The sequence below is a fragment of the Leptospira ainlahdjerensis genome (assembly GCF_016919175.1).
Taxonomy (GTDB): domain Bacteria; phylum Spirochaetota; class Leptospiria; order Leptospirales; family Leptospiraceae; genus Leptospira; species Leptospira ainlahdjerensis.
Genome location: NZ_JAFFPU010000016.1, coordinates 109,762 through 130,461, shown reverse-complemented (window position 1 = coordinate 130,461; position 20,700 = coordinate 109,762). Strand labels below are relative to the sequence as shown.

The window sequence follows — 20,700 nt, the reverse complement described above, 5'->3', positions numbered from 1 at the left end:
TCAGCGTCCACCGCCGCTTCCCAAGAAGCTTCCACGGCCTGTTCCCCGCCGTTTACAATATTCATAAAGGAAGACTGGTCGTTTTGAAGTCTTCCGGCGTCCACATAAGGTTGTAGATCGGCGTTCGTAAACGCTCTTGTGGAATTTAGTTGCGGGACCGATTGCGCCTTGAGTTCGGAAAATTCGGAAATGGGAAGAATAAAAGTAAAAAAGAACGTAAGGAGTAAGAGACCGGAGACCGCACGTTTTAAAAAAGGACTGAAGAACTTCTTATGACCCAAACTCTGGTTCGAATTCAGGAATTTGCCCCGAGCGACCGAAGGTTCATAAAGTAACTGATTCCAAATAACCGAAAGCGGTTGAACGAGAGAAAAACGAAAGAAATGAGAGGAGGACCCGGAAAAAGGGGAATTGACTTGTTTCATACGATAGACACCTGACTTAAAGAATGATAGGGCGGACCATCCGAACGAATCGCATAGTAACGCATTAGTTTTCGATTGACGCTGTGAGAAAAAGAAAGACGGATTTCCGAAATCGACTTAGGAATCAATCTCTGATCCTTGAACGAAGTCGGATACGAAGCAAAGGAAGGAAAAATCTTCCGATGTTTCTCCGGAAGCAAAAGATCCAAGAAATAAAAAGAAACAAAAAAAGAAGGAGAGTTCGGATCTGAAAACTCAAATCGGTTCGAAGAAAAATCGGAGAAAACAATTTTAAAAATAGAATCTTGAATCAAAGAAAACGTCTTTAAAGATTTTAAAAAGTGGAAGTCCGGACCTAAAAAATCAACTTCGCCTTTTGCAAAAGAACGTTCACTTTGAACTTCCAAAACTTTAATATCCGAAAGTTTCACTTTGGAATTTTCGGGAATAGAATTTTGAAAGGATAGTGCGTTCCTAAATTCAGACTCTTCGAAGAATTCAAAGTTAGCTTCAACCACGTATGCAGGTGTCGTTGCGTGCAATGAATTACTGAAAAAGCCTACAGTTGAAAAAAAGATTACAAAAGGAAAGATATAAAATTTCGAAACGTTAAGCATAATTCAGATCAGATAAATATTTTTCCCAAATAAATAACTACAAACTTCAACTTAAAATAAAGCAAAAATACAATATTTGCACCGATTCATAAAACTTACAAGTTTTTTTAAGTTCTTCTAGTCCTTTCAAAGACTATTTCAAAACTCACTTGCAAATTATTAGAAAATGCTCTTCTGCGAACTGAACCGAGTCTATTCTCCAAATCCTACTTTCAATTCAATACTACTTCCGATTTTCAAAGCCCCAAATAACTCTAATTGCTTTTTCATCTCAATATTTTCTTTTTCTAACAGAAAGAGCTGGATTTCTCTCTCTTCTAACAAACTCTGCAGAACTAAATTCTCTGAAAAAATAGATTTTAGCTCGTTTTTCGACCATTCGTAACGCCGGGTTAAAATTCTTTTTTTAAAGATCAGTCTATGTATAAAAATTTCAAGTCGTAGTATTTTTGGAGCTTTTTCCTTTTTTTCCTTCCAAACCGAAGCGTTGCTAATCTTATTTTTTAATTTAGGTAAAGAGCCTAAAGAAAATTCGAGTTCATAGAAATCATACCATTTCAACATATTCAAAACCTAACTTTTACTAAAGCTTCTTACTTGGATTCGATGATCGCTCATTGCAATTTTTAAAAATTATCCAGCTGAAATTCAAAAAAGTAACCGCAAAAGAAAATTCATACATTCCTAATATTCTTTTTTGTTATTTAAAATAACTAAGTATTAATTAATAATTTACAATTTTGGATTGTATTTAAGAGTTAAGGATCCTATGTCTATCCTTCAATAAACAATAAAGGTTCCGGGTAATACATAAATAAGGCGCTTTGTGATATATGTCAAATAAAATTATCACAATTTCAATAGAAAATATCGATTTTTCCACACCGGGAAAACGGCTACGCTATGCAATCAAGAACATCTTAGCGATGAATGATCAGGATTTTGCAACCTCTATTGGAAAATCTCAAAACTACATTAGCTATATTTGCAATGATAAACGCCCGCTTTTAGATAAAATCGCGGCCGAAATAGAATACATCCACCGGATTTCCGGACTCTGGTTAACGAAAGGGCAAGGTAATCCCGAAATCAACGCGACCAACGATGAAAATTCTGAAACTGTAGAGAAAATGAGAAAAAGAGATTTTCTTTGGAATAAAATTTCTAATGATAAGGCCGAAGATACGATGATTTCCTTTTATAAAGAAGTCCCGCCGGAGACAAGAAACCTAATCTATCAAATGATTATCGCAATCGCAAAAAATAAATAAGTTACTTAAAATACTTCCCGAACTTTTTCGATAGGATTCGAGCTCTTTTTTCTACCGACAACTCTCCGGTCTTTACTGTTAGGTTATAGTCCTGTATAAGGATTTGTTTTGTGATCTCTTCTTTTTCATGAGCGCTCTTTTGAACAAATCTCATGGGATCCAATTTCTCCAAAAGTTTCAAAAAACCGAGCGAGGCAGCCCTATTCAACAAAAGAACCTCCTTGCCTTTCAGAACTTCTTCTTTAATCTTAAAAGCGTCATAATGAAGAATTGCAACTGCCCAAAGGATCGAAGCAAAGATTAACCCGACCGAAGATAGATATGGTTTATATATTCCAAGTAACGGAAGAAAATACACAAAAGCAGTCGTAATAGGTAAAACGAGTGCAGCTCCTAATAAAACCAAAAATAACCTTACTTTAAAATCTCCTCGTTTTACCAACATCGTTCGTGTAACAGTAGTAATCGCCAAAAACATCCAAAAACATAGATACATAACTAAAAGGTGATAGTTTAGGTTAAGATCAAAAACGAAATTTTCCGGATCTTTTAAAGTAGCCATTTTCTGAGAAACACAGGTATAAACAATACAAACTGATCCGAAAAAGCTCAAAATCAAAGTCCAAAAGGGGATCCCTTTATCTTTATCTTCAATTTTCTTAAACAGAACATACAAAGTAAACGGCGCAAAGGAGATGGGAAGAAAAGTTAAATTCAGAGCAAGATTTCTGAATGAAAGCGGTAGAAATCCTCTCACCGCTTGGATCAACATCCAAAGAGAAAGTAACAAATTTAATAGGAAGAATATTGTCTGAACCGATTGCCTTGGCCTTAATCTAAAAACATAGATACCGAAGAAAAAATGCGATATACCTGCAAAAGCCGGAATGTAAAAATCAGGATTCATAATAACCACGTAGATTTAAGATTTTCGTTTTTCCAATCAGTCTCGATCTTTTAAAATTGAGAACACATTGATTTAAGCTATAATTCCCATAAAATTCATAAGTAAGTCTGATCAGTTTATGAAATACTGTTAATGCATCTAAAAAAAATAAACCCGACCCCGAACTTTAAGATATAAAGCTTGATTGAATCGAACTCCAGTTTTTATCTTTCGCAATCTTAAACAAATTTCGCAATTTTTTCTCATTCCAAGAACTGACAAAATATCTATTAAAAATCCCGAACAGAACCTCCCAAAATTAGGGACTTTTATGTTGATTTCTAAATGACCTTTTAGCCATTTAGAGAAATCAACAGCCTGAATCTTCAGTATGGTATTATTTTAATACCATACTGAAATAAAAAGTATTATTTTCGGACACAATTTGAACAACCAAAAAAAAAGACTAAAAATTATCCTAACTCAATTTAAAGGTAATCAAAAAGAATTTGGAGAGACCATAGGTAAGTCCAAACAGACCATAAGCGGATGGTTAAGCGGGCGATTTCCAATTCCGGAAGATGCGGCTATTACGATTGAAATGGTTCATGGATTTAGGCGAGAGTGGATTCTAAGCGGCAATCTCCCTATGAGGACGTCACACACAAATTTCCGCATGGCCAATCCCTATAACGAAGCAGAAATTAATCTATTTAAAAAAATTTTATCAAATAAGCCTCTGCGAGAACTCTTAATAATTTTATCGAATTTACCAAAAAACGAATTTCAACTTGCCCGCACCCTTCTCTTGAGCTTGGTAAGAAAGCATTCCAAATAAAATTCTGTAGAATTTTATTTCAATACTTTGTTTACTACTTAGGCTATGCGACTTTTATAATCGGAAATTAATTTTTTCAAAATTGCGAATTGATAGCAACCCGTGACCGCGGAGGTGCATGAGAATGATTCATTTTCTTACTTACTAAAAAGTTCAATCTTTCGATTCTGAAATAATTTATCCCTAAACAACTAATCCTAGCAAAGATAGGTCCTTCATTAAAATAGACCGATCTTTCAAGATTCCTTCCCATTCTATAAGATCATTAAACTGAATTCAAAGTAATTCAGAGTTAAATCGCAATTAAAAAGGTCGTTCCTGTATTTAACAAGGAATCTGAATGGGAAAAACTCATACATTTTCAAAAATATATGTCATTTTATAATTTATCAAAGCCTACAATAACCCTTCCTTGAAAAACTAAGTTAAATATAAAATCCGAATCAATTAACGTTAGTAAACACCCGATATTCTTTAGCAGTAAATGTTTTTGATAGTATTCACCACCACCCACTCGATTCCTTCACAAATAGAACTGTCTTGACTAAAACTTCCCAATGTTGGCACTTGACGTAAAGACGTTTTTGTGATTTTTTTTATGACATAATATCACAATTGTTACAATCATGGAGAATTAACGAGACCTCATGTTATATTTGTTCAAAATGAAAACATTAGAAAGCTGTTGGCATTCTCAACTACATCACTCTTCATCAAAAACCTCAAAGAGTGAGAAGTTAAAAGGGACAAGTTCATTCAAAACCAAACTTGGCCTGCAAGAAAAAGATAAAAGATACACTCAAGCTTTTATTTAGGTTTGGTTTGATTGAGAATAGGTTTTTGCCAATCAAGAATATTAACAAAGAGATCTTCTACAATTGAATTAATGATGAAACTAACCGTGCCGAACGATCCGAGTTTAATTAAGAGTAAAATATTTAAGCTAATTTCTCTTTCTGTCGTTATCGTATACTTTATTTTTTTATCTACCGGTTTGTATGCATCTGAAAAACGCACCATGAGAATAAACTTGGAAACGGCTACTCAAATTGCTTTAACCAATTATTATATGCTACTCTCCATTAAGAATAAAAATGCCGCTGTTAAAGAATTGATTGCCGAAAGGTGGAGGGATCTTCTTCCAACTTTAGGATTAAATGTTACGAGACAAAAGTATATAATACAAGACTCGAGCGATTATATCTACAACGCAATCTTACTAAATGTTGATCAAATTATTTACGATGGAGGGAAAAAAAAGTTAGATTTAGATATCGCAAAATTAGAGGAAACCCTTACGAGAGAAGACTTCAAGATCACTTCTTCGAAGGTAAAACTCGAGGTTCAAAAAAGTTTTATAAACACTCTAGTAGCTTTAGCAAAAGTTGCACTCAACAAAAAATCTGTCGAACGAGCCAAAGAACAACTTCGATTGGCGAAACTGGAATCAAAATTAGGATTCACAACGCAAATTCAAGTATTAAGCGTCGCATCAAGATTACAAGAAATAGAATTTGCCTTAGTAAAATCGATCAATGAATATCTCAAAGCAAAAAACGATTTAAAATTAGCGATGAGCCTGGACTATATTTCTGAAATCGAAATTGAAGGCAATTTGCTAACCGATTTCTATATTCAAAATCCTGAATTCAAAAAAGAAAAGTTAATTCAAAATGCTCAGAATGAACGATCTGAGATTCTCAAAATAAAAATTAATAACAAAAAATTAGCTAAGGAAAGAGAGTTAGCTGAAAACGCCTGGATTCCACAAGTATCCGTTGGCGGATCCTATGGGAGAACCGGAGTTAACTATCCGTTACAAAACGATACGTGGAATGTGAATCTGAAAGTAACATTCCCGTTAGGCGGATCAACGAATACTACCACCGAAAATTTAGGGATGCGCTATAATAACCAGGCGAGCACCGGTTTCGCAGGCACAGTCAATCCCAACTTCAACGCCGCAACCACAAATAATCTTCAAATTTTAGATAGTATGAGTTATTCAAGAAAGGTTATGGAAAGTAAAATTAGGTTGGGCGACTCATTAGCCGAAAAAAAAAGATTAGAGCAATCTATTGCAATAGAAGTAGAAAAAGCGGGGGATTCAGTTTTTGAATCTTACGATTTAATCAAAATCGGAAGCGGTATGGTCTACTTTCGCTATGAAAGTATGAGACTGATGTCTACAAAATTGCAAGTTGGTGACGCAAAAAGAGCGGATATATTATTTGCGGAAACCGAATTGGTCGGGGCACAGGAAAAGTTAGTAGATGCAATTGGAAAGTATTGCACTTCCGTTTATGAATTAGAATGGGTCTCCGGTATGCAACCAGATTCGCTAAGTCTTTTTCAATTTAAACCGAGCAAAGGAAATACAATTCTTCCTCTGATTTTAGAGAATCGACCTATTCCTAAAGCTAAAGTCGATTCAAACTTTAAAAGCAAGGATCTCGAAGAATACTTTAATCAAAGTGATATCGAGTCCGAATTAGATTCAAATACGTTAGATGAATTCGATCCAGCAAGGAAAAAATAAGATGCACAGAAAAGAAACCTCACCCCTGATCAAGCTAATATCAATATTTCTTTACTCACTTGTATTATTATCCTGTAGTAAACTGGAAAATAAATTTAAAAACTGGATCCCATTAGACAACAACCCGGCGGCTCCAAAGGTTATGTATTCGATTCCTGCACCGGGACAAACGGGCGTGCTCAGAGATCAAAAAATAATCATTACGTTTAATAAGCCGATAGATCAGCAAAGCTGTATTGGCGCTTTCGCAATGCAACCAGGACTAACGGGCCTCTTTGAAATCAACGGTAATGTTCTTACCTTCACCCCCTCTCAAAGATGGCAGGGGGGAATCACTTATCTTGCAAACCTTTCGAATCGTTGCGAAGACCAAGAGGGAAGAGACCTAGAAAAACCTTATAGTATAGATTTTTCCGTTAGCACCGATGTGACCCCCCCTGACGTGATTTCAATCAAAGGAAAGAAAAATGGCTCCGGGTGTTTGCCCACAAGCCCATTAATGGAAATAGTCAATTTTCCTAGTAACTTTTATAGTAATACGGATGTTTGCGTCAATAGTCCGATTGTCGTCACTTTCACAAAGCCCATGGACCGCGGTTCAGTAGAATCGAACTTTCTAACTATCCCACAATTAGTAGGCTCCTATGTTTGGAGTAATAACAATACGATACTTACCTATACACCTATGGATTCTTTGACGACGGGACTTACTTATGTCATTACAATTTCAAAATCGGCGCAAGATACTTCCGATAATCCGTTGAGTCATAATGTTACCGCGAGTTTTACAGTTGGCACTGAGATTGTAAAACCGTTCGTTACTTTACAGGATGGTTTTATACAGAATGCGACGGGTTGTTCTCCGGGTACGTTGGCTTCGCTTCTTTTTCCAGGTGGTTTGATGAATGCAACCGGCTTTTGCACAGGAATCGTTCCCGGCTTTCAAAGTTCTCCTATATTTATAGATTTTTCTGAAAGTATGAATCTATCCACTACAGATTCAGGTATTTCGATTTCGCCAAGTATAAATGGAGTTAAAAGCTGGGTGGCCAGTCCAAACGTTTCCTGCGGAACCACCGGCCCTTGTGGAACGACAAGTAGATTGATATTTACACCTGTCACACCTTGGCAACACTCCGTTACCTATACTGTTACGGTTTCAGGAAGCGCAAGTGACCTAGCTGGAAATTTATTAGGGCAAAACCACTCTTTTTCTTTTACCGTAGGCCAAGACTTTCAAATCCCTCGAGTCGTTTTGCAGGATGCTTTTACGAACATTGGCGCGGGCTGCACACCTGGATCCTTAGCCTCCATATTAGATCCGATTAACGGAATCAGAGACAAGACCGGGGCTTGTTCCGGTGCAATAGCCCCCTCTCTAAATACTCCGATTTTTATCCACTTTAGCGAATCGATGATTCCGTCCTCTGTCGAAAACTCCATTAATATCTCACCAAATATTCTCGGGACTAAAACTTGGTTAACAAGTGGAAACGCACTTTGTGGAAGCACGGGACCATGCGGAAATACTAGCCTCCTGGTTTTTACGCCAAGTCAGGATTGGCAAAATACAACTTACACAATTAGTATTCCCGGTTCAGCTATGGACATAGACGGAAATACAATAGGATCCTCATATTCATTTTCTTTTACATTCGGAATTGATTTGCTTCCTCCGAAGTTAGACTTCACAACGGGTCCATTATTAGGGGATCTTGCGCCTGCTTGTGGTTTTTTAGGTTTAACGCAAATCCCGAATCTTACAACTAACATTTGCCACCTTGCTTCCGGATCAAGGTTCAGAGTAAGATTTAACGAGGCAATGGATCAAACCTCCACAACAAGCGCCTTTTCATTATCGCCGTCAGTAGGAGGGATTATTTCCTGGCCGAATCCGTTTGAGTTGCTCTTTACACCTTCTCAGGACTTGAATCTCTTCACGCAATACAGACTAACGATTTCTTCAGCCGCAAAAGACCTTGCTGGCAATAGCCTAGTTTCGGATTTTATTAGTTTCTTTACAACGGGCAATGGTGGACCTATGAACAATACTCCGCCAAGCATTCTAAACGTTTTATCTGACGTCTCCACAGGACCGGGAGGTTGTGATGCGGGAATGGATGATTCTTTATCAGCCTCTTTTGTAACTAATGTCTGTAACGATAACGTCGGAACCGGTCAAGGCGCTTCCTTTGAAATTATATTTAGTAAAAATATGGATCAGAATGTCACGTCGCAAGCGTTCTCAATCACGCCTAATATTTCAGGTATGGTTTCCTGGGTGTCACCGACGACGATGAGGTTTATCGCAACGCAATCCTTGAACCCCAATACACAATATGTCATCAGTCTTGGTCAAAATGCTGCTGATACGAGTGGAATTAAAATACAGAATAACTTTGTATTATATTTTCTTTCTTCTCCGGTCGGCGGCTTTCCAGCTGTAAACTCAATCGATGTATTTGCTGGAACATTAGCAAATTGCCAAGCTGGTCTTGGAGCAATAAATAATATTTTAGCAGCAACGGTAAATAATGGGTGTACCGGTAATCCAGCCGTTAATCCAATTGTTTTAACATTCTCAGAACCAATGAATCCTGCGAGTCTGCGGAGCGGTTTTTCAATTTCACCAGCTGTGACAGGACAGTTTACTTTTCCGACGGCAAATCAGATGGTATTTACTCCCGACCTTGCGTTTCAATACGGCCGGAGATTTAATATTTCTTTGCCGACTTCGATAACGAATACTTCAGGAAAAGGCCTACGCAATCAAGTAAACGCAACGTTTGTAGTCGGAGCGTTGGACTCCGCACAGCCTATCGTTACAGGTATCGATTTTGAAGTTGACGGGGACGGGGATAACTGTGGAGCACCTACTAACGATTTATTAAATTTGCAAAATGGAACTTTCACTCCAAACGTGTGCGTCGGTTCTCCGATTATAGTACACTTCAATGAGACGATGGATCCAAACTCTACTCAAAATGCATTCTCAACTTCACCGTCTGGGAATTTTGCGATTTCTTTTGTAGGTAGCGATATGATTCTAACGCCAATTCTCCCGTTGAATAATAATCAGAATTTTAATCTTAACATTTCAACATCCGCAAAGGACCTTGCCGGCAACAATCTACAGAATCCATTTTCGCTAACGTTCAAAACGGAAAACAATTCGCCGCAAGTATTAGCGATCGGGCTCCAAAACCAACCAAACTGTACGAGTTTTGCCCTAAACAGCGGCTGCTGGTGGCAAAATACGAATCCAATTCTACAGGCATCTACCTATACATTTACTCCAGGATTACAAGCCTGCCCAGCAGACAGTACGTCAGACAACCTTGTAATCGTTTTCAATCAGCCGATGAATCCGATTACAACAATCAATGCTGTCAGCATCTCCAGTATTTCTCAGCTTCCAAGTTCTGCCTCTTCAGTATTTCGCGGTAACTGGACGTGGACAGATAGCGATCGAGTACTTACGATTTCAATGACTGATAGAAGCCCAGGTTGCGGATTCGACATGCTATTTAATACCGGCATTGCGGGTTCCAATTTTCCATTGTATCTAATTCAAATAGACCAATCGGCAACGAATCCTGGAGGAGCTGCATTATCCTCCCCTTTCAGTTTTTTCTTTGAAAGCAATTAGTATAAAGAGGTTATCATGAAAACATCGTTCAATACTTTAAAATTATTTAATTTATCCTCAAGCTGGATAGAGAATGTTCGTAAAAATCTGGTTAAATTGATTATACGTGCATTAATCCTTTCATCTATTCTTTGGAGTACCGTTTCTTGCGGAATTCTTAAATTTTTTAAATCTTCAGGAAGCTATCATGTTGCCATTATGAAGACTCAAGGTAAATCGTCGATTGCTATCGGCAAAATAGCTAGTAGGGATGCAAGATTTGCTCCTTATTTAATTGATAACTTCAAAGATATGCTGCAATTACAACTTATTGACGAGGGTTATAATCTAAAGGAAATTCAAAACGGAAAGAAAGATAAACTTCAGCCGATTCCTTTACCTACACCTTCAAAGGACAACAACGTAGATAAGCCGCCAGTTACGGAAAATCAAGATATTCAAAAGCCGATCACGGAAGAGAATTCCACGAATTTACGGGAGCTTCTTCCCGAAAATTTGAGGAACGTTTTGGAAAAGGGCTCAGTAGTAGGGTTTTCCGACTCAAAGAAGAATTCGAGTGAAGATGATTTCCTTTCAAGCGAAGATATAATTATAGTGTCCGAAAAACACAAAATCCAATATTTCATACAGGGAGCTGTAGGCAATAACGATTCGGGGACACTATTAGAAGAAGATTCAAACTCATTGGTCTTCTTAAAAATCTATGATTCAACGGGAACGCTTAAAGGTGGAATCGCTTACACGGTAAATGGAAGAAGTTTAACCGAGGCAAATTTGCTGAAAGACGTTTGTCAAAAAATTGCCGGAAAATTATCCGAAGTCCTAAAGAATAAATAGAGCGGTCAATGAAAACAAGGAATACATATAGATTACTGATACTCATAGTTTTAACGTGCTTATCTTGTGGAAAATCAAAGGAAAGATTAGAGTCCTTAAATAAAGATGCCTCAGCTGCTTATATACGCAAAGACCTAAATGAAGCTCTCTCATTATACAGCCAAATATTGGAAATTGAACCGAATTCAGTTTCGACATTGATTATGCTTGGTAAGATACATTATTTCAAAAAAGATTTTGATCAAGCCTTGGAAAAGTTTAATGATGCCTCCAAGGAAGATCGATGTAATGCTACTGCCCAATATTGGCGATCCAAAATCGAAAGTTTAAAGATCGAATATAGGCAGGATGCGAAAGAACGTTTATATTCGGTTATTAAGGACATTCCTAGTCGATGGGAAGTAGAATATACTTTGGGAACCATCTTAGAATCGGAGGGAAAAATAGAAGACGCTCTCTCTTTGTATAATCAAGCAAGTGCGGAATCTTCAAAGTTAGCCTTAGTTTATCTAAGATTAGGCAAAATCTTTAAAAAGGCGAAAAGGGATAAAATGGCGGAACAGTATTTTAACAGGGCAAAAATTCTTTCCGAGGAAAGCTCAGAATCTAGTCGATTAATAGAAATCGAAATCGGAAGGGATTAAAAAAGTTATGGATGTAATCAATTTTATTCGTAAAAAAATCTACGACTTATTTAAAAATAAGTATGTAAGGACGGGTCTTATCATAATTGGACTCATTTTATTTTATCGGACAATAATTTCTCCAGATCAAAAGGGAATACTCAAGGAAAAGAATAAAGAGTCTTCATTTACCACAATTCTCAATTGGTTCAAAAATAAAGGGAAAACCCAATCTATCGATATGGATTCGGTTATTGTTCGTGCAATTTCGGTCCATCCAGAAAAAATAAATCCATCAATTCAAACCTTAGGTACAATTGATTTCCTCGACAAGGTTGATATCGTTTCGAAAACGGCAGGGAATATATTAGAAATACTTGTTAAAGAAGGGGGAAAAGTCCAAAAAGGAGAGATCCTACTTCGAATCGACACACTACAGCTGGAATTAGAAAAACGAAAAAATCTTTCTGCTCTCCAAAGTGCGATTTCAGGACTTCGGCTAAGTGAAGAAAAATATCTGAAAGCAAAGGATGCAATCGAAATCAGAATGTTAGATATTGAGAAAAGAAAAACTCAATTAAAAGAAACGCGCGCTGAATTGTCCAAAATGAAGGCAACTTTTTCAGGAAAACAGACTCTTTATCAAGCCGGAGGAATCAGCAAAGAAGAAATCGAAAGTGCACAAACTGCACTGATCGCTTCTGAAGCTAAATTCAGAATTAGCCAAAAGGATTTGGAAATGGGGTTGGTCGGCTTTCGACCGGAAGACCTTACTGCTAAGGGAATCACAGTCCCCGAGGATCCGAAGGAAAAGATTAAGGCGTTTGCTCATATCAACACTCTTATTGAAAAAGCGGAAGTTGAAGTGGCAAAGTCCCAAGTTGATTCAGCGAGAGCGGCACTCGAATCAACGGAAGAGTTGATTCGAGCCGCGACAATCCGATCGCCATCAAACGGCGTAGTTGCCTATATAAACAAACACATCGGCGAGTATGTAAACCCTGGCGCCGTAAACAGTCCTGATCAAGCTATTATGGTTTTGGTTAACATAAGCAAAGTCTACGCTAAATTCAACGTACGCGAAAACGATATGATCTCGATACACAAAGATATGGCAATTGAATTTACTGCAGATGTTTACCCCGATAAAAAATTTTCCGGGAATGTCGGAATTATAAATCCGATTGTCGATCCCAAAACCCATACAATGGAAATCAAAGCCCTAATTAAAAACGACGAAAGGTTATTAACACCCGGGATGTTTTTAAGAGGTAATATTTTCACAGGAGATTCGAGATTCGTAATCCTGGTTCCCACCGAAGCGCTTGCAGCTAAGGAGAATGATACTGCATGGGTTTTTACTCTAAACAACGGTGTTGCTTTTAGAGTAAAGGTGAAAACTGGAAAACAATACGAAGACAAAACAGAAATCTTAGAAGGATTAGAACCTGGTATGATTGTTGCCGTTGAAAAATTGACACAACTCAAAGATGGCATGAAAATACGACCTCAATTAGAAACCGGCCTACAATAAGCAGTGAAATATCTTCAAAGGTTCGCTATAGAAAGGCCCGTTACAACGGCCATGTTCTACCTACTTCTAATATTGTTGGGTTCGATTTCTTTGGGGGATTTAGAAGTAAACCTTCTACCGGACATGGAATTTCCAAGATTGACTGTGATTACCAATTTCCAAAATGCAGCACCGGAAGAAGTTGAAAACTTAATTACCAAACCTTTGACGGAAGCAGTAGGGACCGTAAAGGGAATAGATAAAATTTCATCCGAGTCATTAGAAGGGGTCTCTTTCGTAACACTTCAGTTTGGCTGGGGGACTAAGATAGATTTCGCCGCGATGGAAGTGAGAGAAAAGGTAGATTTAATCAGGGGAATTCTTCCGGAGGACGCAGGGAAGCCCATTGTTACTAAATTCGATCCGAGTCAATCAGCTATACAAGAAATCGTTTTCTTCCCAGTCGAAAAGGCTAAAATCCATGAGTTACGTGGGTTTATTAAAAGGGAAATAAAAGGCTATTTGGACAGAGTAGATGGAGTAGCGCTCGCACAAATATCAGGTGGCTTCAAAAAAGAAATTCTAATCGAAGTAGATCCGGGTGCAATGTTCGCTCATCAATTATCAATGAGAGACATTCAAGAATCCGTTGAAAGTTCTAATATTAATTATCCTGCGGGACATATTGAAGAAGGCTCCAAAGATGTTCTTATCAGAACGATGGGTGAGTATCATGATTTCAGAGAAATACAAAAAACTAATATATCAAAGAACGATAAGAATATTCCCGTACAGTTAGGGAACATTTCGAAAGTAAGCGAAGGGTATAAGGAACGGAAGGGACTTGCACGATACAATGGGGAAGAATGCGTGATCATCTCCATCTATAAAGAATCTGGAAAAAACACCGTCGCAGTATCGGATGCAGTTCGCACAGAATTAAATAGAATAAAAAAACAATATGAGGGAATCATTAAGTCTGATATCGTTTACGATGAATCAAGATTTGTAAAACAATCCATCGACAACATCACCGGCGAATTAATCTCCGGAGGAATTTTAGCTTTTTTATCTCTGATATTAATTCTTAGAAATTTAGAAAGTCCTATCATACTACTTACCGTTTTGCCTATTTCCATAATCACCACTTTTCTTTTGATGTATGTAAAAGACTTAACCCTAAATGTTATGACCTTAGGAGGTTTATCTCTCGGAATCGGAATGCTATTCGATTCAGGAAACGTAGTTTTAGCGGCAATAGAAAGACATGTGAGAAATGGACTTTCGATTAAAGATGCCTCTCTGATAGGAGCAAATGAAGTTGCCGGCTCAATTACGTCAGCCGTTTTGACCACTATCATAATTTTTCTACCAATTATTTTCCTCAAGGGAATCATTGGTGTCGTCTTTGGTGAGATGGCGTTAACTATTACCTTCTCTTTGTTAGTAAGCTTAATGGTTTCGCTAACTTTAATTCCAATGTTATCTGCAATTCGAGGTAATTCCGTTTGGTCCCGAAAATTTGATCAATGGAAATTGTTTCGAAAGATCACGATTTGGGAAGATAGCTTAGATAAGAACTTCGTTATCAAGCTTTCATACTGGCTGGGGAATCCAAAAACCTTTTTCTTTAGGATAGCAGTCTGCTTTATCGTTGTATTGGCAATTCTCCCTTCAGTAGACAAAGAATTTATTCCCAAGGTTGATACTGGAGAATTCATTATTGAAATTTTGAATACAAAGGGTTCCTCTTTAAAATCGACCGCAGCCCTGGTTGAAGAAATAGAATTCGAACTCTTAAAAGAGAAAGATATCAAACACGTAATTGGAAACGTAGGTTACGACGAAGAGCAAATTCTCTCTCGGTCAGGTGGAGAGGTAGGCACGCATCAAGCACGCATCCGAGTCGTCTTATCCACAGAGAGATCGGAAAAAACAAGAGAATTCATTCAAAGATTCAGAGAAAAAATAGAATACGGCCCAAATATAACGATCAATTTTCAGCCTGAAGAAGACATGTTGTCAAAAATACTCTCTCCCGATGCAAGAGCAATAACACTCGAAGTAGAAGGGAATGATTTACCAACCTTAGCATACATCGGCGAAAACATTCGCAAGGAAATTTCAAAGATAAAAGGAGTTACGGATTCCAAAGGTACACTGGAAGAAGAAAGTAGAGAATTTCAAATTCATTTTGATGAAGAGAAAATGTCCGTCTACGGACTAACACATTCCTATTTAGCAGGCGTCTTAAAATCTGCGCTACGCGGAAACGTAGCGACAAGACTTAGAATTAACGATGAAGAGTTCGACGTTCGATTACGCTATCGCCAAATAGACCGGAAGTATCGAGACGATATATCCAGAATCATTATCAGGACGCCATCTGGAGATGCAATTCCATTAATGCAGGCCGCTGAAATTCGTGAAGGAAAAGGATACTCTTCCATTTTAAGAATTGGTCAAAGCCGGGTAAATCGTATAACAGCAAATATAGAAGGAGTTAAACAGTCGCAAGTTTTATCCGAAATTGAAGATTATATAAAAAAGATAAATCTGCCAGCTGGTTATAAAGTTCACTTCGGAGGAGAAAAGGAAAATATAGATGAGTCAATGAAGGAGCTCCTTTTTGCATTTCTCCTTGCAGTTATTTTGATTTACATGCTATTAGCTGCACAATTCGAGTCACTGATAATTCCCGCGATCATGCTCTGCACGATTCCATTGATTTTAATCGGTATAATTCCGGCTCTTATGATTACCGGTCATAGCTTCAACATAAGTACGTTTACGGGAATCATCCTGTTAGTAGGGATCGTAGTTGATAATGCCGCTCTTTTTTACGAATATGTGGAAATATTAGAAAAAGAAAATATGAGTCTGAAAGAAGCAATCATCAATAGTGGGCAAGTCGTCCTCCGCCCCATTATCATGAATAATGGAACAACCCTTTTAGGTCTTTTACCAGTAGCGCTTGAATTAGGAGAAGGTACAGAATTTCAATCTCCGATGGCTGTAACAGTAATTAGCGGGTTAGCCGCTTCGGTTGTGCTTTCATTATTCTTAGTTCCAATTGCATTTTATTACGTTCTAAAATGGCAGCGAGAAAGAAGTCCAAAAAAACACCTGATATCATAACAATTCCGGAATACGTGGAAGCGCCGTCCGGACTGACGAACTTGGCGCTCACACATAAAACCGGAACGGTTATGTTCTTTCTCGGACTCTTCTTAATCGGAACGATTTCATTTCGATTTATACCACTTTCGTTATTTCCCGAAACGACTTATCCAGGATTAACTATCGAAACTGAATATTTCGGAGTCGGTCCCGAGAAAATTGAGGAAATACTAACTAAGCCGATCGAAGAGACAGTATCAACGTTAGGTGGTATTGAACAACTCTTTTCAACTTCGGAAGAAGGAAAGTCCAAAGTTCATATCCAGTTTGATCCCAAAGTCGATTTGGATGCAAAGTCACTCGAGGTAAGAGACAAAGTAGAACAGATCTCATACTTATTTCCCAGAGAGACACAAAAACCAGTAATCCTTCATTACGATCCCACCCAAAAGCCGGCTTTTATCATTACTCCGAAAAGTGATTCTCTAAATATAATGGAGATTCGAGAAATATCTGATAGAGAAATCAAGAAGCTAATTGAAGGAATCTCTGGCGTCAGCGAAGTAATTATTGCCGGCGGAAAACCAAGGGAGATTCTAATTGCTTGCGATGCTCAAAAAATGTCCAAATATAATATTCGGATGGATTTACTGCTGCAAATTTTGCAAGAATCAAATTACAACGATGCCTCCGGTGAAATCAAAGAAGGTTCTACTCAAATACCTATTTACATAAAGGGAAGACTAAGAAATTTAAAACAAATAGAGTCGCTCGCCTTGAGAAGCGACGCTTCCGGAAAATTAATTAGAATTTCAGACGTGGCCTCAGTCAGCTATTCTTATAGAGAAGAATCGACTGCGGCGCGACTGAACGGACAAAACACAGTCAGCATTTTTGTCTATAGGTCAGGAACAGCGAATTTATTGGAAGTTTCCTCAAAATTAAAAAAAGAATTAAAGCAGGCAGAAACCGAAAACTTACACTTTGATATTACTTATGATCAAGCAGATACAATTGTCGGGGCAATTAAGAATTTCATTTTAGCTGCACTCATTGGAATAATCTTTTATCTTATTTTCTCAGCAATATTTTTTCAAGAAATACTAACCGCGATTGTAAATGTTACTCTCCTAATTTTTCAGTTTTTTATCGTTTCAATTTTCTTATACTTCTTGGACATCGATTACAACTTAGTAACAATAGTTGGAATTATCCTAAGTACCGGTTGCGGTTTTACGGTTTTTATTGCATCAAGATTATTTATTCAGAACAAACATTTCTTCTCTGGAATCAATTTCATAAAAAAAGAAATTTTTACTACTATCTTATTAGTGTTGGGTATATTTCTTCCCATTTCGTTCGCGACAAAAGAGTTAAGAACATTGTACGGAGGCCTTGGGCTAGTTTTAGTGTTAGGATTTTTTATTAGTTTCTTAGTCTCTTTAACCTTGATTCCAATATTAGAAATATATTTAGCCAAAAAAATCAAATTCATATTTAGGATTCAGATTTTTACCGATTATTTTCAAAAAATCAATAGAAACATAACCGCCAAAACAATATTCTTATTAGAAGAAGTAAGGACCAAGCCGAAGTTATTCTTATTCTTTTACATGAGCATTTGTTTTTTCGGAGTAATAACTTATATATATTCGAATCACGAATTCGTAAACAAAATTGAAGAAAAACAACTTATTGGAAACGTGGAATTTCCATCTGGGACCAGTTTCTCAAGAATCAATTCCACGACAGAGAGAATTGAAAACAAACTTTCAACATTAGCTTCTATCAAGGAAGTCAACTCGCGAGTAGAAATTGGGCGATCAACAATCGTAGTCAAATTTCATGATTCTATCACCGATGCGGAAGAAATAGGGAAAGAATTGGAAGAATTTATCGGGGATATAAAACCAGCATTCATCTATTTTGCGGGCAGCAACGATGAAGCATTATTAAAGGAAATAACAATAGATGTAATTGGCGACGATCTCCAAAAATTAGACGAAATCACAAGAGAAGCATCTTCAGCGGCACAAAATCTAATTCCGAATGTCAGACACGTTTTATTGCGCTATAAACCCCCTCGTGATGAAGTCCGAATTATACTCGATAAATCCAAAAGTGAATCACTTGGAATTACCTCCGAAGAAATCGGAAAATTGGTTCGATACGGCGTCCAAGGCGGAGTAGCCACTAAATTCATTGAAGAAGGGAGAGAAGTTGACGTTCGCATTCAGTATAATTCTGAATTCAGAAATAGTTTCGCAGATGTTCGCGATTATAGGATTACAACCCAGGACGGAAGGTCCGTACCTCTTATGGAAGTAGCCACAATCGCAAGAGATACAACACCGGTTAGAATCTATCGAAAAAACAAAAGAAGAGTTTTATCATTCAGCTTACGAGTGTCAAACCTTAGTCTCTCGGAAATATTAGCAAAACTCGATAAACTAAAAAAAGTAAAGTTACCTGACCAGTATCGCATCGAATTCAGCGAACATCTTGAGAAAGTGATCTCTAATCAAAAAAAAATGAATTCGATTCTTTCTTTCTCTGCCCTCATTCTGTTTATGATTTTAGCCTCCTATCTCGAATCACTCAGAAAACCGATATTATTACTTTCAGCATTGCCGATACCATTGACCATTATTATTTCATCATTATTCATTATGGATTTACCGATAACGATCTCAGTTTATATAGGAATGATTTTAATATCCACTTTTGCTCTCTTTGAAACATTTATTTTTAGTAAAGAATTGTCGTACTGGAAGAATGAACTCGAATTCAAAGAGACAAAAAAACTTCCCAAAAATATCCAGGAACTCATATCGAAACTAATAGGAAATTTCTTTCAACTTTGGTTGTTAGTAGGGATATTTTATGCCCCACAAGTATTTATATTTGGAACTGGTTCCGCAATGCTAAAAACAATTTCAATCACGATTGTCTTAGGGCTGATCTCACTTTCCTTTTTCGTACCTTTCATATTTTTATCCTTTTACTTATACTCTAAAACTTTCAATAAAGTGATTATTACTAATTTCGATCGAATTAGACTTTTTATATTACAGAGAATTATCCCAAAACTTAGGAGAAAAAACGGATGAAGATTGGAGTCCATATTAAGAATACACTTTTTAACCCAAAAAGTTTTTTCGCGTCAAATGCTAGCCTTGAAGCTTTAAATTCGAATCTCCCCTACAAAGGGTTTGTAGCTTTGCTTATCATTATCACCCTGACCTTAATAGGAACTAGAATCATCTATGAATCTTTTAGTCCTCCTATAGTAAAAATTACGATTCCCAAAGAATACGAAGAAAAAATTGAACAAAACAGGAGAGACTTCCCACAACGAAATGTTACTACGGAAATTTTATTCGCGAAAATTTCCTACATGTTATTCTGGTTATTGATTCCGATTATAGCGGCGGGCATTCGAGCCGTTTTACTTTTGATTTTGGGCGATTGGAAAGGAAATTTTTTCGATACGCTCAAACTAAACTTATTAACAATGATGCCAATACTTTTATTAACAGGTCTAATTTCAATGAGTTACGATCTACTTCCAGTTATACTAAGAAGTCAAGACACGTCTACATTCTTCTTACAAATTGGCATTAGCGCGACTTGCTTTTTGATCGCCTTTTTTTGGGAAGGTAAAATTTGCTTTCAGGCTTTTAAGAATATCTATGAACAAAATTCGGGTCGAGCAATCCTAACCTGGCTCGCTCCTGGTATTCTTCTTCTGAATTGTACTTCGATTTTAATTATCCTTAATTCCTGGGCCGGTTAGTCCTTAGAAGACAATGCTCTGATTTTAGCCTTCGCGTCCGAGATTGGTTCAGCCATAGTTGCAGGTGCAATACTAATAAATTTTTGATAAGCTTCTATGGCTTTTTCTTTTTGATTCAATCGAGTATGAACGATTCCTAAGTTAAAATATACTTCTGGAACCTCGGTCAATTTCAAAGCTTTACCATATGCCAAAACTGCTTCCTCATTTTTTTGGAGATTCTGGAAACACACCCCTTCGTTATAAAAGCCTCTGACATACTTGGAATCAATCTCCGTTGCTCTTACGAAGTAAGGAATCGCATCCTTGAATTTTCCCTGAGAAAGCAAAACAACTCCGATATTATTTGGAAAATCCGGATTTCTTGGATCCAGAGCTTGTGCTTCTTTAAAAAGTTTCATTGAAAGCTCTGGGTTCGTTTGAATATAACCTACACCTTCTTGATTTTTCTTTAATGCTTGTGCTTGATTCACCTGATTACCTTTATCTTGGCAATGGGACGAAAAAGGAAAAATGAAAGTTAAAAGCATTGCCGTTAAAAAAATATTCTTTATTTGTCTTACTGTTCTGTACATATAATAATTCT

At 37.2% G+C, this 20,700-nt stretch carries 14 protein-coding genes and 1 pseudogene; 10 read left to right on the top strand and 5 right to left on the bottom strand.

Annotated features, from left to right (window positions below; translation table 11 throughout):
• The 3 genes and pseudogenes from JWG45_RS04325 to JWG45_RS04315 form a co-directional block, all read right to left on the bottom strand.
• Window positions 1-425: pseudogene (locus tag JWG45_RS04325) on the bottom strand (hypothetical protein); the annotation flags it as partial.
• Window positions 422-832, bottom strand: coding sequence for a hypothetical protein (locus JWG45_RS04320; RefSeq protein WP_205278551.1), 411 nt, complete (start codon window positions 830-832; stop codon window positions 422-424). The pseudogene JWG45_RS04325 and the gene JWG45_RS04320, both read right to left, overlap by 4 nt.
• 402 nt (window positions 833-1,234) lie before the next feature.
• A complete protein-coding gene (locus tag JWG45_RS04315) occupies window positions 1,235-1,606 on the bottom strand; it encodes an LIC_10907 family protein (RefSeq protein WP_205278550.1) in 372 nt (123 codons plus the stop codon).
• A gap of 269 nt (window positions 1,607-1,875) precedes the next feature.
• On the opposite strand from JWG45_RS04315, the gene JWG45_RS04310 reads away from it, so the two are divergent.
• Window positions 1,876-2,313 (top strand): XRE family transcriptional regulator, encoded by a 438-nt coding sequence (locus JWG45_RS04310; protein ID WP_205278549.1) that lies wholly within the window; start codon window positions 1,876-1,878, stop codon window positions 2,311-2,313.
• A 1-nt stretch (window position 2,314) separates the two neighbouring features.
• On the opposite strand, the gene JWG45_RS04305 is transcribed toward JWG45_RS04310, so the two are convergent.
• Window positions 2,315-3,220 carry an LIC10906 family membrane protein gene (locus tag JWG45_RS04305; protein ID WP_205278548.1) on the bottom strand — a complete coding sequence of 302 codons (906 nt, stop codon included), beginning with the start codon at window positions 3,218-3,220 and terminating at the stop codon, window positions 2,315-2,317.
• 424 nt (window positions 3,221-3,644) lie between these two features.
• Here JWG45_RS04305 and JWG45_RS04300 point away from each other — a divergent pair, with 424 nt between their 5' ends.
• The 9 genes from JWG45_RS04300 to JWG45_RS04260 all read left to right on the top strand — a co-directional run bounded on the left by JWG45_RS04300 (window position 3,645) and on the right by JWG45_RS04260 (window position 20,114).
• Window positions 3,645-4,037, top strand: coding sequence for a helix-turn-helix domain-containing protein (locus tag JWG45_RS04300; RefSeq protein WP_205278547.1), 393 nt, complete (start codon window positions 3,645-3,647; stop codon window positions 4,035-4,037).
• A 1,018-nt stretch (window positions 4,038-5,055) separates the two neighbouring features.
• Window positions 5,056-6,576, top strand: a complete 1,521-nt coding sequence (locus JWG45_RS04295) for a TolC family protein (protein ID WP_232380519.1) — start codon at window positions 5,056-5,058, stop codon at window positions 6,574-6,576.
• Window position 6,577: 1 nt separating this feature from the next.
• Window positions 6,578-10,225 (top strand): Ig-like domain-containing protein, encoded by a 3,648-nt coding sequence (locus tag JWG45_RS04290; RefSeq protein ID WP_205278546.1) that lies wholly within the window; start codon window positions 6,578-6,580, stop codon window positions 10,223-10,225.
• Between the two features lie 15 nt (window positions 10,226-10,240).
• Complete coding sequence (locus JWG45_RS04285; protein ID WP_205278545.1) at window positions 10,241-11,062, top strand: lipoprotein; 822 nt, start codon at window positions 10,241-10,243, stop codon at window positions 11,060-11,062.
• A gap of 8 nt (window positions 11,063-11,070) precedes the next feature.
• Window positions 11,071-11,706, top strand: coding sequence for a tetratricopeptide repeat protein (locus tag JWG45_RS04280; protein WP_205278544.1), 636 nt, complete (start codon window positions 11,071-11,073; stop codon window positions 11,704-11,706).
• A gap of 7 nt (window positions 11,707-11,713) precedes the next feature.
• Entirely contained in the window at window positions 11,714-13,219 is a 1,506-nt protein-coding gene (locus JWG45_RS04275) for an efflux RND transporter periplasmic adaptor subunit (RefSeq protein WP_205278543.1), read from the top strand.
• 3 nt (window positions 13,220-13,222) lie between these two features.
• The gene (locus JWG45_RS04270; RefSeq protein ID WP_205278542.1) at window positions 13,223-16,336 is read left to right on the top strand and encodes an efflux RND transporter permease subunit; all 3,114 of its coding nucleotides are present in this window, start codon (window positions 13,223-13,225) and stop codon (window positions 16,334-16,336) included.
• Entirely contained in the window at window positions 16,294-19,428 is a 3,135-nt protein-coding gene (locus tag JWG45_RS04265) for an efflux RND transporter permease subunit (protein ID WP_205278541.1), read from the top strand. Before JWG45_RS04270 ends, JWG45_RS04265 begins: the two co-directional genes overlap by 43 nt.
• Window positions 19,425-20,114 (top strand): hypothetical protein, encoded by a 690-nt coding sequence (locus JWG45_RS04260; RefSeq protein WP_205278540.1) that lies wholly within the window; start codon window positions 19,425-19,427, stop codon window positions 20,112-20,114. The genes JWG45_RS04265 and JWG45_RS04260 overlap by 4 nt, the downstream gene beginning before the upstream one ends.
• Here JWG45_RS04260 and JWG45_RS04255 read toward each other — a convergent pair.
• Window positions 20,111-20,689, bottom strand: coding sequence for a tetratricopeptide repeat protein (locus JWG45_RS04255; RefSeq protein WP_205278539.1), 579 nt, complete (start codon window positions 20,687-20,689; stop codon window positions 20,111-20,113). The genes JWG45_RS04260 and JWG45_RS04255 overlap by 4 nt on opposite strands.
• Between the last annotated feature and the right edge of the window lie 11 nt (window positions 20,690-20,700).